Source organism: Bradyrhizobium algeriense (assembly GCF_036924595.1).
Taxonomy (GTDB): domain Bacteria; phylum Pseudomonadota; class Alphaproteobacteria; order Rhizobiales; family Xanthobacteraceae; genus Bradyrhizobium; species Bradyrhizobium algeriense.
In genome coordinates, this window is the sequence record NZ_JAZHRV010000001.1 from 524,473 (window position 1) to 540,013 (window position 15,541).

General features: G+C 62.8%; 12 protein-coding genes and 1 pseudogene. 4 read left to right on the forward strand and 9 right to left on the reverse strand.

Annotation, left to right across the window (positions count from 1 at the left end; translation table 11 throughout):
• Nucleotides 1-7 precede the first annotated feature (7 nt).
• On the reverse strand, nucleotides 8-655 hold the full coding sequence (locus V1286_RS02560) for a glutathione S-transferase family protein (RefSeq protein WP_334477374.1): 648 nt from the start codon (nucleotides 653-655) through the stop codon (nucleotides 8-10).
• A 107-nt stretch (nucleotides 656-762) separates the two neighbouring features.
• Between V1286_RS02560 and V1286_RS02565 the strand changes: the two genes are divergently transcribed.
• On the forward strand, nucleotides 763-1,359 hold the full coding sequence (locus V1286_RS02565) for a TetR/AcrR family transcriptional regulator (RefSeq protein WP_334477375.1): 597 nt from the start codon (nucleotides 763-765) through the stop codon (nucleotides 1,357-1,359).
• A 55-nt stretch (nucleotides 1,360-1,414) separates the two neighbouring features.
• On the opposite strand, the gene V1286_RS02570 is transcribed toward V1286_RS02565, so the two are convergent.
• The gene (locus V1286_RS02570) at nucleotides 1,415-2,620 is read right to left on the reverse strand and encodes a CaiB/BaiF CoA transferase family protein (protein WP_334477376.1); all 1,206 of its coding nucleotides are present in this window, start codon (nucleotides 2,618-2,620) and stop codon (nucleotides 1,415-1,417) included.
• A gap of 96 nt (nucleotides 2,621-2,716) precedes the next feature.
• The gene (gene putA / locus V1286_RS02575) at nucleotides 2,717-5,722 is read right to left on the reverse strand and encodes a bifunctional proline dehydrogenase/L-glutamate gamma-semialdehyde dehydrogenase PutA (RefSeq protein WP_334489505.1); all 3,006 of its coding nucleotides are present in this window, start codon (nucleotides 5,720-5,722) and stop codon (nucleotides 2,717-2,719) included.
• Nucleotides 5,723-5,977: 255 nt separating this feature from the next.
• Here putA and V1286_RS02580 point away from each other — a divergent pair, with 255 nt between their 5' ends.
• Nucleotides 5,978-6,637: a hypothetical protein gene (locus V1286_RS02580; protein WP_417021094.1), complete on the forward strand. Its 660-nt coding sequence runs from the start codon at nucleotides 5,978-5,980 to the stop codon at nucleotides 6,635-6,637.
• Between the two features lie 145 nt (nucleotides 6,638-6,782).
• On the opposite strand, the gene V1286_RS02585 is transcribed toward V1286_RS02580, so the two are convergent.
• The 3 genes and pseudogenes from V1286_RS02585 to V1286_RS02595 form a co-directional block, all read right to left on the reverse strand.
• Nucleotides 6,783-6,983, reverse strand: coding sequence for a cold-shock protein (locus V1286_RS02585; RefSeq protein ID WP_028351035.1), 201 nt, complete (start codon nucleotides 6,981-6,983; stop codon nucleotides 6,783-6,785).
• A gap of 361 nt (nucleotides 6,984-7,344) precedes the next feature.
• On the reverse strand, nucleotides 7,345-7,584 hold the full coding sequence (locus V1286_RS02590; protein ID WP_334477377.1) for a hypothetical protein: 240 nt from the start codon (nucleotides 7,582-7,584) through the stop codon (nucleotides 7,345-7,347).
• Between the two features lie 199 nt (nucleotides 7,585-7,783).
• Nucleotides 7,784-9,518: pseudogene (locus V1286_RS02595) on the reverse strand (adenylate/guanylate cyclase domain-containing protein).
• 260 nt (nucleotides 9,519-9,778) lie between these two features.
• Here V1286_RS02595 and V1286_RS02600 point away from each other — a divergent pair.
• Nucleotides 9,779-11,278 (forward strand): glycosyltransferase family 39 protein, encoded by a 1,500-nt coding sequence (locus tag V1286_RS02600; RefSeq protein WP_334489509.1) that lies wholly within the window; start codon nucleotides 9,779-9,781, stop codon nucleotides 11,276-11,278.
• A gap of 550 nt (nucleotides 11,279-11,828) precedes the next feature.
• On the opposite strand, the gene V1286_RS02605 is transcribed toward V1286_RS02600, so the two are convergent.
• Nucleotides 11,829-12,149 carry a hypothetical protein gene (locus tag V1286_RS02605; RefSeq protein ID WP_334477378.1) on the reverse strand — a complete coding sequence of 107 codons (321 nt, stop codon included), beginning with the start codon at nucleotides 12,147-12,149 and terminating at the stop codon, nucleotides 11,829-11,831.
• A gap of 145 nt (nucleotides 12,150-12,294) precedes the next feature.
• Here V1286_RS02605 and V1286_RS02610 point away from each other — a divergent pair, with 145 nt between their 5' ends.
• Nucleotides 12,295-12,894, forward strand: a complete 600-nt coding sequence (locus tag V1286_RS02610; RefSeq protein ID WP_334477379.1) for a LabA-like NYN domain-containing protein — start codon at nucleotides 12,295-12,297, stop codon at nucleotides 12,892-12,894.
• Between the two features lie 417 nt (nucleotides 12,895-13,311).
• Here V1286_RS02610 and V1286_RS02615 read toward each other — a convergent pair whose 3' ends face one another.
• A complete protein-coding gene (locus V1286_RS02615; protein ID WP_334477380.1) occupies nucleotides 13,312-14,655 on the reverse strand; it encodes a sensor histidine kinase in 1,344 nt (447 codons plus the stop codon).
• Nucleotides 14,652-15,332, reverse strand: a complete 681-nt coding sequence (locus V1286_RS02620; RefSeq protein WP_334477381.1) for a response regulator transcription factor — start codon at nucleotides 15,330-15,332, stop codon at nucleotides 14,652-14,654. The genes V1286_RS02615 and V1286_RS02620 overlap by 4 nt, the downstream gene beginning before the upstream one ends.
• Nucleotides 15,333-15,541: the final 209 nt, after the last annotated feature.

Sequence of the window (15,541 nt, forward strand, 5' to 3'; positions counted from 1 at the left end):
CGAACCGTCACTTGGCGTAGTGCGTCAGGCGCTTGCCGGGCAGCAGATCATAGGCCGATTTCCAGCCCGGCAACTGCGCCATGCGCTTAAGCCAGGCGTTGATCGCGGGATGGCTCGCCGCCAAATCATACCCGGTTTCATCGGCGGGATAATGCAGATAAGCCATCATCGATATGTCGGCCACCGTTGGCCGTTCGCCGATGGCGAATGCATTCTTCTGCATATGCTGCTCGAGAATGGACAGGAAATCATCAAGGCGCCTGCGGAAATGCTTCAGCACGTGCTCGTCCGGTGATGGCGTGAAGGTCCGTAAATAGCGGTAGGTTGCCATGTAGCCGGTGAGCTTGTGGTTGTCCCAGAACAGCCAGCGCAGCAGTTCGAACTGCTCCTGCTCGGTCTCGCCGCTGAACCGGCCGAATTGCTTTGCCAGCTTAAGCAGGATCGGCGCGGTCTGTGTCAGGCGTTCGCCGTCAACCTCGAGCACTGGAATTTCACCCATCTCGTTGACGTCGCGCCGCCATTCCGGTGTTCGCGTCACGCCGCCGCCGAAATCGGTCCAGACCGGCTCGAAGCGCTCGCCGCACAAAGTGAGCATCAGTGCGAGCTTGTAGCTGTTTCCCGACTCCGGGAAGTAATGCAGGCAATAGGTCGACATGGAGCGCTCCCTGCGCGTTCGCGGCTTGCCAACGCGAATGGCGATACGTATAGTCCGCAAAACAAAACATTTGTTCCGTTTTATGCGCGATCAATAGTCGTGTCAACATGACCCGGGAAATCGAACGCAAGGCCAGCGAGCGCGAGCGTCCCTTGATGGAGGCGACGCTTCGCATTGTCGGCCGCAAGGGCATCGACGGCGTGACGCATCGCGCCGTCGCGACCGAGGCCGGGATGTCGGTCGGCGCCGTCACGCATCACTTTGCAACGCGTGATACCCTTGTGGACGCGGCGCTCCGCTTTGCCCTGACACGCGAAGTCGGACGGCTCCGCGCGCTGGCGCTCAGTCTGCAAAGCAAGGCGTTCGACACGGAAGCCTGGATAGATTCGCTGGTGGCTTGGTATTCACAGGAACTCAAGACCCAGCCCGAGATTCACATCGCCTGCTACGAGGCGTTTCTCGCCTCGGCGCGAAATGAACGTCATCGGCCGATCGTCGCAGAATGGTTCGATACGTGGCGACAGAGCGCTGAGCTTGCCTTGCGGGCCGCCGGTTCGTCCGACCCTCGCGGTCATGCCGCGCTGTTTGTCTCGACCCTGATCGGAATGCTGCTGCAGCAACTCGCGGTGCCCCGCCGCAGTTTCCGGCAGGAGACCAGGACGGAGCTGCTGGAGCTGGTCAACAATCTGCTGGCGAAGAGGTAATCTCTCTCAGGCTGGAGAGAGGCTTCCGATGGCCAAGAACAGCCTGACGCGACCCTCACGCCACCGCGCCGGCCGCGCGCAGCTTGCCGATTGCGGCTTCGTCATAGCCTGCGTTGCGCAGGATTTCGTCGCTGTGTTCGCCGATCGCGGGCGGCTTGCGCGGCTGCACCTTCTTGCTGCCATCCACCCAGATCGGGCTGGAGATCGTCAGCATGGTGTCGTTCTCGAACGGCACCAGCACCTCGTTCTCGATCATCTGCTTGTCGTTCGGAATGTCGTCGAGGATGCCGACGACGCCGAACACCAGGCCGTTGCCGTCGAGGATCTTGCGCCACTCGGCAAGGTCCCTGGTCGCAAACGTCTCGTCGAAGATCTTGATCAGTTCGAGCGATCGCGCGTGACGCTCCTTCTTGGTCTCGAACCTGGAATCGGTAACGAGGTCCTCGCGGCCGAGGCAGCGCGCCAGCGTCGGCCATTGCCGGTCCTCGTTGAGCAGCGACAGGATCAGCCAGCGTCCGTCCTTGCACTGGTAGTGGTTGGTGACCGCGTTGAGCGCGCGTTCGCGTGGGCGGCGTTCGCCGAACTTCGCGCCGACCAGTTTTGCTTGCGCCAGCACCGAGGCGGCCCAGACGCCATTGGCCATCAAATTGGAGCTGACATGCGAGCCCTTGCCGGTGCGCTCGCGCTTGTAGAGCGCGGTGACGATCGCACCGTAAAATGCCATCGCGCAGGGATGATCGCCCATGCCGGCGATCGAGCGCGCGGGTGTTGTGTGTTCGTCCGCCCGCACCAGGTCCATCAGGCCGGAGCGCGCCCAGTAGGCATTGCTGTCGAAGCCCGGCTTGTTGGCTTCCTCGCCCTTTTCGCCGTAACCGGTGAAGGAGGCATAGATCAGGCGTTCGTTGAGGGGCGCCAGATGGTTGTGGGTGATGCCGAGCCGCTCGCGCACCTGCGGCGGATAATTGGTGATGAAGACGTCGGCTTGGGCGGCCAGCCGATGCAGCACCGCCTGACCCTCGGGCTTCGAGAGATCGAGCGCGAGGCTCTTCTTGTTGCGGGCTTCCAGCATCCACGCGAAATTATGCTCGCTATGCGGGTAGCCCGGCAAATTCGGCAGGTTGCGATAGGGATCGCCGGCGCCGGGCGGCTCGATCTTGATGACGTCGGCGCCGAAATCCGACAGCACGGTGGCGGCCGCAGGCGCTGCGATAAAACTCGCGCAGTCCAGAACCTTGAGGCCTTCGAAAATACCCTTTTCCATCGTGGCGCCGCTCCGTGACGTTTGTCGTTCCTGTTGAATTATCGCTGTGCGACCAGGTTCAAAACGTCATTTGGCCCATCTTGAAGGGTGATGCAACTACTCCCCATCAGACATCAGCGCTGCATTTCCGCCGGCCGCCGCCGTATTGATCGTCACCGTCTGCTCGGTTGCAAAACGCGCGAGATAATGCGGCCCGCCGGCCTTGGGCCCGGTGCCCGATAACCCATGGCCGCCGAACGGCTGCACGCCGACGACGGCGCCGATCATGTTGCGGTTGACATAGATGTTGCCGACCTGGAGCCCTTCGATCGTGTCTTCCACTGTATCGTCGATCCGCGAATGGATGCCGAGCGTCAGCCCATAGCCGGAGCGTTCGATCGACTGCAGCACCTGGTCGAACCGGTCGGCGCGGTAGCGCACCACATGCAGCACCGGGCCGAATACTTCTTCCGTGAGCCGGCCGGCATCGGACAATTCGAAAATGTGCGGCGCGACATAATTGCCGTGTGGTGCGTCACCCGCGAAGTGCACCCGCGCTTCCTTCTTCACGCGTTCGATATGCGCGTCCAGCCGCTGCCTGGCCTCGGCGTCGATCACCGGGCCGATATGGGTGGCGGGATCGGAGGGATCGCCGATGACGAGTTCGCGCGCCGCGCCCGCTATCATCTCAATCATGCGGTCGGCGACGTCGTCCTGCAGGAACAACAATCGCAGCGCCGAGCAGCGCTGGCCGGCGGAGCGGAACGCCGAGGTCACGACGTCGTCGGCGACCTGTTCGGGCAGCGCGGTGGCATCGACGATCATCGCATTGATGCCGCCGGTTTCGGCGATCAACGGCACGATCGGCCCATCCTTGGCGGCGAGCGCGCGGTTGATCGTTCGCGCCACTTCCGTCGAGCCCGTGAAGACGACGCCGGCGATATCCGGATGCGCCACCAGCACGCCGCCGATCCGGCCGTCGCCCGCCACCAGATGCAGCGCTGATGCCGGCACGCCGGCTTCATGCAACAGCCGTACAGCCTCAGCCGCAATCAGCGGCGTCTGCTCGGCCGGTTTCGCAACGACTGCGTTACCCGCCATCAAGGCCGCGGTGACCTGGCCCAGGAAGATCGCCAGCGGAAAATTCCACGGCGAGATCGCGACGAAGACGCCGCGGCCGCGCAGGCGGAGCATGTTGCTCTCGCCCGTCGGTCCCGGCATCGCCTTGCCGTCGCCGAATAACTCGCGTCCCTGCGCGGCATAGTAACGGCAGAAATCCACGGCCTCGCGGACTTCCGAGATCGAATCATCGAGTGTCTTGCCGCCCTCGCGTTGCAGTAACGCGACGAAATGCGCCGCGCGCCGCTCCAGCAGATCGGCGGCCTGCTCCAGCGCCGCCGCGCGCGTCTCGGCTGGCGTTCGGGTCCAGTGCTTGAAACCGTCGCGCGCGGCCGCGATCGCTGCATTGGCCTCCGCCTCCGTTGCGTCGGCCATGCTGCCCGCTGCGGGTGTTGGTTCGGTGGCGATGGACGAAACGAGTTGCTCCAGCGCCGCGCGCTCGCCGAATTCGATCCCGCGTGAATTTTTCCGCGTCAGCCCATAGAGGTCGCGCGGCAACGGAATGTTCGGATGGCTGGCATTGTCGGCACTGCCGATGATATCGGCCGGACGCCGCAGCAATTGCGAGACCGGCATCGCCTCGTCGGCGGCGAGCGCAACAAAGGATGAGTTGGCGCCATTCTCCAGCAATCGCCGCACCAGATAGGCCAGCAGATCGCGGTGGCTGCCGACCGGGGCGTAGGTGCGATGGGTGATGTCGGGGCGGTCCTCGCCGAGCTTTGCGTAGAGCGCTTCGCCCATGCCGTGCAGGCGCTGGAATTCGAATCCGCTCTGGTCCGTTGCCAGTTCGAGGATGGTCGCGACCGTCAGCGCATTATGCGTGGCGAACTGCGGAAAAATTCGGGGGCGCAGCGCCAGCAATTGCTGCGCGCAGGCGACGTAGTTCAAATCCGTCATCGCCTTGCGGGTGAACACGGGATAGCCGTTGAGCCCGCGTTCCTGCGCGCGCTTGATCTCGGTGTCCCAATAAGCGCCCTTCACCAGCCGCACCATCATTTTGCGGTCGAGGCTGCGTGCAAGACGATCGACGTAATCGATCACGTCGGAGGCGCGCTTCTGGTAGGCCTGGATCGCCAGGCCAAAGCCGTCCCAGCCTGCCAGCGAGGAATCACCGACCGCTGCCGCTATCACATCGAGCGACAATTCCAGCCGGTCCGCTTCCTCGGCATCAACCGTGAAATTGAGGTCATAGGATTTGGCTTGCCGGGCGAGATCGATCAGGCGCGGGACCAGTTCGCTCATCACCCGTGCGCGGCTCACGGCCTCGAATCGCGGATGCAATGCCGAGAGCTTGACCGAGATACCGGGCCGGTCGGGCAGGGGACGCTCGCCAGCCGTGCGGCCGATCGCCTCGATCGCGCTTGAATAAGAATTGAAATAGCGCGCGGCGTCGTCGGCCGTGCGCGCGCCTTCGCCGAGCATGTCGAAGGAGTAGCGTTGATGGCGCGCGGAATGCGGCTGCGCCCGCGACAGCGCGGCTTCAATGGTTTCGCCGAGCACGAAATGATTGCCCATCAGCCGCATCGCCTGCCGCGTCGCCGCCCGCACGGCCGGCGCGCCCAGCCGCTTGGTGAGCCGGCCGATGGTCCCCTGCGGAGTCTCGCCGGGCTGGATCACGCGGGCCGACATTCCGAGCGCCCACGCCGACGCGTTGACCAGGAACGCGCTCGACCTGGTTTCGTGATGGATGAAGTCGCCCTGCGCCAGCTTGTCTTCGATGAACTGGTCAGCGGTGCGGGCGTCCGGCACCCGCAGCAACGCTTCCGCCAGCACCATCAGCGCCAGCCCCTCCTTGGTCGACAGCGCGAATTCGCGCAGCATGTCCTCGACGCCGCCGAGCGGATCGTCGTTGGCCCTGATGGCCTCGATCAGCCGTCTCGCCGTGCGATCGATGCGCTTCTCCTGCGCCGGCTCAAGCGGCACGGCCCGAAGCAGGCGATTGGCCATGGCACGGTCGTCGGGCGCGTAGGGCGCGCTGAAGGGCGGGAGGGGCGACTGAGGAATCAGCATAGGATTCTCTTGGCTCCAGCCAGCTTACCGGGGCCGCGATTGACAGAACAGGGCGCAAATTTTCCCAATTTTCCAGGGGATGGCTGGATCGCTGAGGCCGGAATGGTGTGCGAGCGGAACCAACTGGCGCACGGAAAACACAGCAGACGGAATTTCGGCGGCGGGATCTACGGATTGCCGGCTTGCTGGTTGGCAGCGTGATGGAGCCGCGCTAATCGTCAGGCTCGTCGCATGGGAACAGCAGGGATCATGAGAGACGCCGGACAGCCCACATTTGGACGCCAGTCGCGCGCGGGACTAGCGGCCGCGTTTGGCATTTTCCTCGCGACGCTGCTTGGCGTCTCCGCGGCGAAGGCCATCGAGATGAGTGCTGAGGTCGCCAACCTCTACAGCTCGGTTTCGATCTATCCGCCGTCGGCCAATTCCATGACCGTCTGCTACGGCTTCGTCTGCCGGCGCCGCGAGATCCTCGACTTTACGGCCGCCGACCGCAGCGCGATCACACAAATCATGGCGGCGGGGCGCGCCTCGGCCGCGGCCGAGCGCACCGCGGTGCAGAAGGTGGTGGTGTGGTTCGATCGCCGCATGGGGCCGATCCTCGGCACCAACAAGCGCGTGGCGAAAGCGGATTTCCGCTACTTCGACGACAAGCACAATTACGATTGCTGGGACACGACGCGTAACACCACCAGCCTGTTGCTGGTGCTGCGGGAGTGGGGGCTCTTGAAGCATCACGCGATTGGCGATCCCAAATATCGCGGCAATACGCTGGTGCTGCAGACACCGCACAACACGGCGGTGCTGGTCGATCGCGCTACCAAGATCGAGTGGGTCGTCGATCTCTGGCCGCGCGGCTATCTGCAGCCACCCGACGTGATGACGGTCCAGAAATGGGTCACAGAAGATTGAGCGGCCGGTTGTCGCGCACGATTTAGCTATCGCACGTGCAGAAGCGGTGCCCGCTCCGCCGAACGCTCACAGTTTTGAGAAGTTTTTTAAGCCCTACTCCCGGATTTTGCGTCCGAGAGCGCGCCGTTGCCGATCGCGCGTTGCGCTAAACCTTGAGGTTCTCGGCCGAAGTCTTGCCCCGATTGGCGATCTCTTCGTATTCGACGGTCTGCCCTTCATTGAGTGTCGAAAGACCAGCTTTCTCAACTGCCGAAATATGAACGAACACGTCCTTGCCGCCGCTCGAGGGTTGGATGAACCCATAACCCTTGGTTGGATTGAACCACTTCACCGTACCTTTAGCCATTCACGTCGTCTCCGCGGAATCAAAAAAAGTAAACGAGCCGCCGGTCCCCGCACTAACCGGCATGCCCGAGGCATCAGGATACGCGGGTTGGGGCGGACTGGGTAGCGCAAACGGACCGGCCGTTTTGGCAAAAAAGTGCCCATTCGCACCCGATTTTCGCCGTTTTTCCGGTTTCGCGCTCATTTGACGCGGCCGGGGGGCGATGATTCGAAATCGGGCAATCGGTTCGACCCGCGGCGCGCTGGCGTCATTCTCCCGCTTGCGGGGAGGTGGCGGCGGGCCTCCTGCCTGGCATATCGCATACGAAAAACCCCCGCCGCGCGAGCGACCGGGGCTTCCGAACGAAACGTCTGCGGCCGGATCAGTAGCAGACGTTCACCGTCCGCCAGCGGAAGCCATAGGGTGTCAGCACGCGGCGGGTCACGTAGCAGCCGTCATAGCCGCCACCGACGAAGCCGATTCTGAAGCCATGGCCATGGCCGAAGTGGTGGTGGTGATGGTGATGCGGCCAGAACCCGCCCGCCGAAGCGGTGGTGGGCGCCAGCGCCATGGCGCTGAGGGAAGCGGCGGCAACAAGGGCGAGAGTCACTTTGCGAAGCATGGTCGTTCTCCTGAATGTGCGCGTTCGACGTTTTGTCTTGGCGCGGGTTTAAGTTTCAGTCTTACCCATCGCCAATCTGTCGTGCGCCCCGAGATGCGGGTTCGAGGAACCTGCGCCACGTTCGCCGACAATTTTCTGAACGATTATTCAGGTGTGAAAAACATCACACAGGCTTCGAACCGCTATCACTGTAGTGGTTTCAGGCTGCGGCGCTTTGCTCTTCGTTAACCAGCGCCGGCAACGTTCGCGCATCGGCAACGGTGCGCACGATCATCGGTTCGTTGCGTCCGCGAATCTCGACTTCCTGCGCCGGCAGCGCATCTTCTGCCAGTCCTGCCGTTGCGCGAACTTCATCCGAGATGACAACCTCGCATGCAAGAATCTTGGTCATGTCCTGCAATCGTGCTGCGACATTAACGGGATCGCCGAGCGCGGTGAACACCATGTGATCGCGATAGCCGATGTCGCCGACGATGACTTCGCCGCCATTGATGCCGATACCGAAGCGGATGGGTTCGCGCAGATCGTGTTCGAGAAACTTGTTCAGCTCGTCGACATTGACGGCGATTAGGGCGGCTGCCCTCAACACCTGGCGGCACGCCTCCTGCCGGCTGCAGGCGAGCCCGAACAACGCCAGCATGCCGTCGCCGACGAACTGGTTCGGTCGGCCGCCGCTTTCGATCACCGCCTGCGACACCGCGCCGAGGAAACGGTTGACGATGAACACCGTGTCGAACGGCAGCCGCTTCTCGGCGAGTTTGGTCGAGCCGCGCATGTCCACGAACAGGCTGACAAGGTAGCGCTCCTGACCGATACGCGTCGGATTGGACTCGTGGCCGTCGGCCGACATCGTGTGCGGCAGAAAAAGCTGGAAGAACGAGATATCGGAGTCCGGCCTCAGCTGACAGGCAAGGCGGATGGAGGGATCCGACGTGCCGACCGCGGCCAAGCACGAACGCCTCGCGCTGTGAGGGCTCTGGCAGGTCGCTGTGGTCGCCAATGATGCGGATGCGGCAGGTCGAGCAGCGCGCCCGCCCGCCGCAGACGCTGGCATGAGGCACGTTGTTGCGCAGGCTCGCCTCGAGCACGCTGAGGCCCCGGGGCACCCGCACGGTCCGGCCGTTGCCATAGGAGAGGTTGATCATGCCGCGGCGGCGCTCGTTGATGGCGCGGGCGCCGCGGGCCAACAGCGCGATGCCGATCAGGCCGAAATAACCGAACAGGAAATAGTCCGTGATGCGGTCGAGCGCCTGCGCTTCGGCGCGGGTGCCGATCAGGCGCTGCGACTGGGTCTCCGCGCGCCATTCCTCGCTGTCATTGTCGATGACCATGCGCCCGCTCTGATAGAAGCCCAGCATGGCGAGCGTTGGAACCAGCACCGCCGCGGCGAGCAGGAACGGCGCGGCGCGTTTGTAAAACGCTTTCATCCGAAGCCAGAGATATAGCCCGATGCAGCCGTGCACCCAGGCAATGGTCATCACCGCGAGCATCATCGGGATTCGGTATGGCGCCCAGACCCAGTACAGGAACAGCACCTGCGGATAGAGCTTCTCATGCCCGAACAGCGTCTGGCCAAGCCGGACGCCGATGATATGCGCGATGATCAGCATCGGTATGCTGAGGCCAAGTGCAAGCTGCAGCGGCTCGATCGCCTTCCAGCGGAATTGCCGGCGCTCATAGAGCGCCCAGATGCCGAGCGCGGTGTGCACCAGGCACGCGGCGTAGAACAGGATCGTGACGGGGAGGAATTGCCAGAACGCGGTGTGCAGATAGACGCCGCCCGCCAGCGCCTCCAGCGAGATGTTGCCGAGTGCGTGGTTGAGGAAATGGCTGACCAGATAGGCGAACAGGATCACGCCGCTGACGAGGCGGACCTGCCGGAGGCTGATGCCGCGGATGGATACCGTCAGTTGTTCTCGGGAAAGGGCGGCCATGCGATCCATAGGGTCAATACTGGGCGATACTAATGCCTAATTCCAGCGGTGGATACCATCTACCGTCGTTCCTGCGTTCGCAGGGACGACGATGAAGTTTTTCCGTCGCGGAACGTTGACACTCCGGGGGTAGTCGAAGAGAAAGCGCCGTGACGATAGCCCCGCCCGATATCAGCCAGTCCAAACCGGACCGCTCCGCCGCGCCATGGTTTGCAGCGCCCTGGCTGGCCGTGGCGTTGCTGATTGCCGCGTTGACGGTGATGCGGCTGGTCTATGCCGGCGTGCTCGATCTGCGCACCGACGAGGCCTATTACTGGACCTGGTCGAAGGAGAGCGCGCTTTCCTTCCTCGATCATCCGCCCGGCATCGCCTGGCTGATCCGGTTCGGCACCGCGATCTTCGGCGATACGAGTCTCGGCGTCCGGTTCGGCGGCATCGTCGCGATGCTGGTGACGCAATTGCTGCTCGCCGACATCGTCCGCCGCGTGACGCATGATGTGCGCGCTGTGATCTTCGCGGTGCTGTTGCCGGAAGCGGCGCTGTATTACGGGCTGTTGATGGCGAAGGTCGCGCCCGACACCGCAATGATCCCCTGTGCGGTCGCAATGCTGTGGTCGCTGGTGCGGCTGCACGAGAGCGGCAATCCGCGCTGGTGGCTCGCAGCGGGACTTTTTGCTGGCCTCGCGCTGTTGTCGAAGTTCACTGCGATCCTGCTGCTGCCGGCGGTCGCGGCGTTCGCGCTGGTGCCGGACTGGCGGCGGCGCTGGCTGCTCAGCCCCTGGCCGTGGCTGGCGGCGCTGATTGCGGCGATTGTGTTTCTGCCGGTGCTGATCTGGAATGCAGAACACGATTGGGCGTCGTTCCGCTTCCAATTCGTGCGCGCGGTCGCGACCCATCCATTGTCGCTCCGCACCGTCGGTGAATTCATCGGGCTGCAGTTCGGCCTCGTCGGCTTCGTGCTGCTGCCGGTGGTGCTGTCCGGCGTGACGCTGACCGCCTGGCGCGGCTATCGCAGCCGCGAGCCGGTCGCGATCCTGCTGTCGACCGCCGTACTGATGCCCTTCCTCTATTTTCTCTGGAAGTCGTTGACGCTCCGCGTCGGCGACACCTGGCCGATGTTCATGTGGCCCGCCGGCTTTGCCGCGACCGCCATCAATCTCGTCATGCTGCCGCGCGAGGGTTTTTCGGACCGGATCGTGAAATCGACATTCTGGTGGGCGAGGGTGGCCGTGATCTCCGGCATCGCCTTCGTGGTCGGCGTGTTCTTCTATTACGTTGCAGCGCCGTGGAATCTGATCGGCAGGACCGATCCCGTCGGCGGCGAGGCCGGCTATGAACAGGTCGCGGCGCGCGCGCGCGAGCAGTTGCGAGCGACCGGCGCGACCTGGATCGCGACGTCGGATTATCGCACGTACGCGATGCTGCGCTGGCATTTCAACGGGCAGGTACCCGTCATCCAGATCAATGAGCGGGGCCGGTTCCAGGGCTTTGGCGATCCCGGCATGAAGGCGATCAAGGATCATCCCGGCCTCTATGTCGCGCGCGAGCCGGACAACCGCCTGCCGCTGTGGGATCTCACGACCGCCAAACGGCAGCCGCTGGCGCGGGTCGAGCGCGTCTGGCGCGGGACGGTGATGGATACCTACGCGCTGGAAAAACTCACCGGCTGGACGCCGGAACTCACGCCGCCGCCGGATTCGCTGCTGTTCCGCTGGCGCGTGCTGGCGGGGATTGTCGGACGTGATGCGGGCGTTTCGTAGCCCGCGAAGCGCTGCCACAAAGCAGGTCGTCGTCCCCCGCGAAGGCGGGGGATCCAGTACGCCGCGGCTTATCGATTCAATCACTGACGTCTCTGGGATACTGGGTCGCCCGGTCAAGCCGGGCGATGACGACCGAGTGTGCGTTCGCATTCTCGCGGCGCATTGCGCCCGAGTTTGCATCTCCGTTTGCCCTCTTCGAAATCAGAGGGCGCAGGGAAGACCGGGTGCTTGCTGCACCCGCGGTCTCGCGTGCGATTTGCACAAACAAAACTGCACACGAGCATACAGGGCAGCGGGAACACTCCGGCCTTCCCTGCGCAATGGCTTTACGGCTTACTTCGTGCTCTCCCCGGTGAACGGCTTTCTTGCCACCGTCGCCCCCAAGAAGCTTGCTTCTCAAGAACTTGACGCCAGCACCGCGGCGTCAGAACCACACGACTTCGCCGTACGCTCAAGCTGCACACGTCAGTCGCAGCTCTCGCGTCCATCGCATCTCACCGCGCGTTCGTGACGATGGCCAACGCCCCTCAATCGGGTGAGACGGGCGGAGTTATGGGACTGATTTGGCCTGCGGCGGAAGCGGAATATTTTTACGCGAATGGCTGGACAGGCTTTGACTGATTTGCCCGTCGTGTTGATTTGTCGCAGTCGTGCGCCGAGATTGTGCTTGCGCGCAAAGCAAATCAGTTCGCAGACCGCCGTAACGACTACAAACCTTCGTATAGGTGCTGCATCCGTTTGTATCTACGCCGTTAACCAACGGACAATTGAGCGCCTGTGCCGCGCGCCTTATCGTCTCTGCAATCGGGTTCGGCTGCCGCATTTCACGGTCAAAGCGATCGAGTACAGCAGCAATATTAGAGCTGTCCATGGCGACGAGTCCCACTCTTTTCTACGAGTTGACGGTGAGTGCGGCCAGAGATGCCCGCAGGCGAATTTGTTGTGCCGCGCATCCAGACAGTAACCTGAAGTGACGTCTTCGTTTTCCTGCTATCCAATTTTGGGGTCATTGCTGAATGTCATCCTCCCTCGGCAAGATTGCGGTCCTGATCGATGGCGCCAATCTCTATGCGACCGCCAAAACGCTTGGTTTCGATATCGATTACAAGCGGCTACTCAAGGAATTCCAGAGCAGAGGCACGTTGCTTCGCGCGATCTACTACACCGCGATCATCGAGGATCAGGAATATTCGTCGATCCGGCCCTTGATCGACTGGCTCGATTATAATGGCTACACCGTGGTCACCAAGGCGACCAAGGAATACATCGACGCCAGCGGCCGCCGCAAGGTGAGGGGCAACATGGATATCGAACTCGCGGTCGATGCCCTGGAGCTCGCAGAACACGTCGACCAGATCGTGCTGTTCTCCGGCGATGGCGATTTCCGCTGCCTGGTCGAGGCGTTGCAGCGTCGTGGGGTCCGGGTGACCGTCGTTTCGACGATTTCGTGCCAGCCGCCGTTGATTGCCGACGAATTGCGCCGCCAGGCCGACGTCTTCACCGATCTGATGGAGTTGAAATCCAAGATAGGCCGCGACCCGTCCGAGCGACCGCCCCCGCGCGAGCTGCGTCAGCAGATGCCGGAGTTCCTGCAGCGCGCCACGAATAATGCGTGATCACGGCGATCTTCAGCGCTTGTCCCAATCGCCACTCAGGTGGGGCTGGGAATCGTAGGGTGGCCAAAGCGACTTGTCTCGCCGTAGCTCAATGAGCGAAGGGGGAAGCGTGCCCACCATCAAGACGTGCGCCCGGTGATGGATAGTGGGCACGGCGCAAGTGCGCCTTTGCCTACCCTACGAGCCCCTAGCGGCGCGTCTCCACTGCGGCTTATGACGCAAATCTGACATCGAGTGGCGTACGGAAACGTGAACCCCCGGTCGTCCTACGCTGCTTAACTAACGATGGGGCTGTTCTCAAAGAGTGGAGGAGGCAGCAATGCGTGAACCAAACCTAAGGACAAGTAGCTGTCCACCACTGCTCCCAAACCATTAGCTCGGGTGAATCAGGCCGTCCCTACACTGACGGATCTGGTTTCACTCGGGCGTTCCAGCCGTCGCTTCCGGAAAGCGCAAGCTAGCGGTCGTCCCGCCGCCCGGGGTGGAGGTGATGATGAACTCCCCGCCATGGGCCGCCATGATCTCCTGGACGATCGAGAGGCCGAGCCCTGCGCCGTCTTCTGCGGCGTTGCCGGTCTGAAAGGGCTCGATGAACTTGCGTTCATCCCCCGGAGAGATTCCGGCTCCGTCATCGCGTATCGACACGCTACCGCGGCCGAGCATCGCCGTGATGCGCTTGGCGCCCCCCGCGTGGATCAACGCATTGCCGACTAGATTGGCCAAGGCGCTGCGGATGGCAGCCTCCACACCCTGCACGACCGCGGCATCCTCCTCGGCCTGCTCTAGCGACAATTCGATCCCCGCATCCAGCGCCGACGGGCTGAAATCGGCAAGCACGTCCAGCGTCACGACCGCAAGGTCAATCGGCCGTTTTTCAATCGCATGATTTTGCAGCCGTGCCAGGTCCAGCATGGCCGAGACCAGCGACGTCAGGCGACGCACATCGCGCACAAGCGCGATCTTCAATTGGGGTTCGGCCACATCCTCGATCCTGGCACGCAGCAGCGTCAGCGGCGTCCGCAGCTGATGGGCTGCATTGCCGAGGAAACGGCGCTGCATCTTGATGTAGGTGTTGATCTCGTCGAAGGCGCGGTTCAGCGCCTCGACCAAAGGCTTGAGCTCGATCGGGACCTCATCAAGCGAAATCGACCCCGGCGGCGCCGCCGGGTCGATCGCGAGCGCGCGCCGCGTCACGCGATCGATGCCACGCGCCACGAAACGCCCCGACAACCACGCGCCGATCATCACCATCAACGCGAAGGCGAAGGCCAAAATAGAAAGGGGGAAGATGTTGCGACCGACGAGCGACCTCAGAACCTGGCCGAAGCGGACTTGCGCCCCGCCGATCATCATCACCAGATCGGACGGGCCCCATGGGATGACGGCCAGGCAGAACGTAGAGTTCTGGTCCAGCGTATTGAGGACCGAGAAACCGATCGGCCCGCTATAGGGAAGCGAGAACGGCAGGGCCGGCCTGTGCTCACCCCCGAACTCGGTGATCAACTTCTCGTAGGACACGACGTACCACAGGTTTGGGCTGAAGGATTGCAGCTCCTTGACACGGCGCGTGGACTGGATGGTCAGCGCGCGGCCAGGATCGACGACCGCGGCGTCGTATAGAATGCCTGCAGCAACGCGGCACACGACCGGCTCGTATTCGCGTAGTTGGGACTGCCAGACGGTAATGGTGATCATAGCGAGGAAGATGGCCGTTGCAGCGAGGCCGAGCGAAAGCGCAAACGTCCGGGCAATCGACTTCATCGGCTCTGCGCCATCCGGAGCACATAGCCGATGCCGCGCATGCTGCGGATCTCGACATTGCCGCCAAGCTCGTACAGCTTCTTGCGAAGCCGCGAGACCTGCGCCTCCAGCGTGTTGGATTCGATCTCGTCATCGAAGCCATAGATCTCCTCGATCAAGGCAGCGCGGGTGACGACGCGGTCGCGGCGCATCAACAATGCGCCAAGGATCAGGGCTTCGCGCCGCCGCAACAAGACCTTCTTGTCGGCCACGACGGCGTCGTTGCTGCCGAGGTGCAGCTCCACGTTTCCGAACGACAACACCGACTGAACGAGGAGCCGCGGCCGCCGCAGCACGGCGCGCACGCGGGCAATGAATTCATCCGGCTCGAACGGCTTGCTAAGATAATCATCCGCTCCGCCGTTGAGGCCTTCGATCACGTCTTCCTTGGTATCCTTTGCGGTCAGCATGATGATAGCCGGCCGTTCCGGCAACTGGCTTAACGCCGCGACGATCGCGAGTGCGTCCCCATCGGGCAGCATGCGGTCGACGATCGCCAGATCGTATTTGAAGTTTTTCAGCGCGTGCCACGCGTCCGAAACCGATTCGACCGTATCGACCACACCGTGCAGTTGCGTCAGCAAGCGACTGAGATAGGCGCCGATCTGCGGTTCGTCTTCGATCACGAGGGAGCGCACAATGATCTTCCTTGCAGCAGGCGGCCAATAAAACCAGGGATCGTGACACTCCCTCTTTGGCCCGATTGTGGCGCTTCGGGCTAGGCGGACACTGTCTCTTACGGCAGGCGGACCGGCGAAGACAAGCTACGGGCAGATTGGGCATATCTCCCGGTCCTGCATAAAGAAAAACGTTCGGCTTCGGCTTAGGCAATGTTCAGGCAATATTT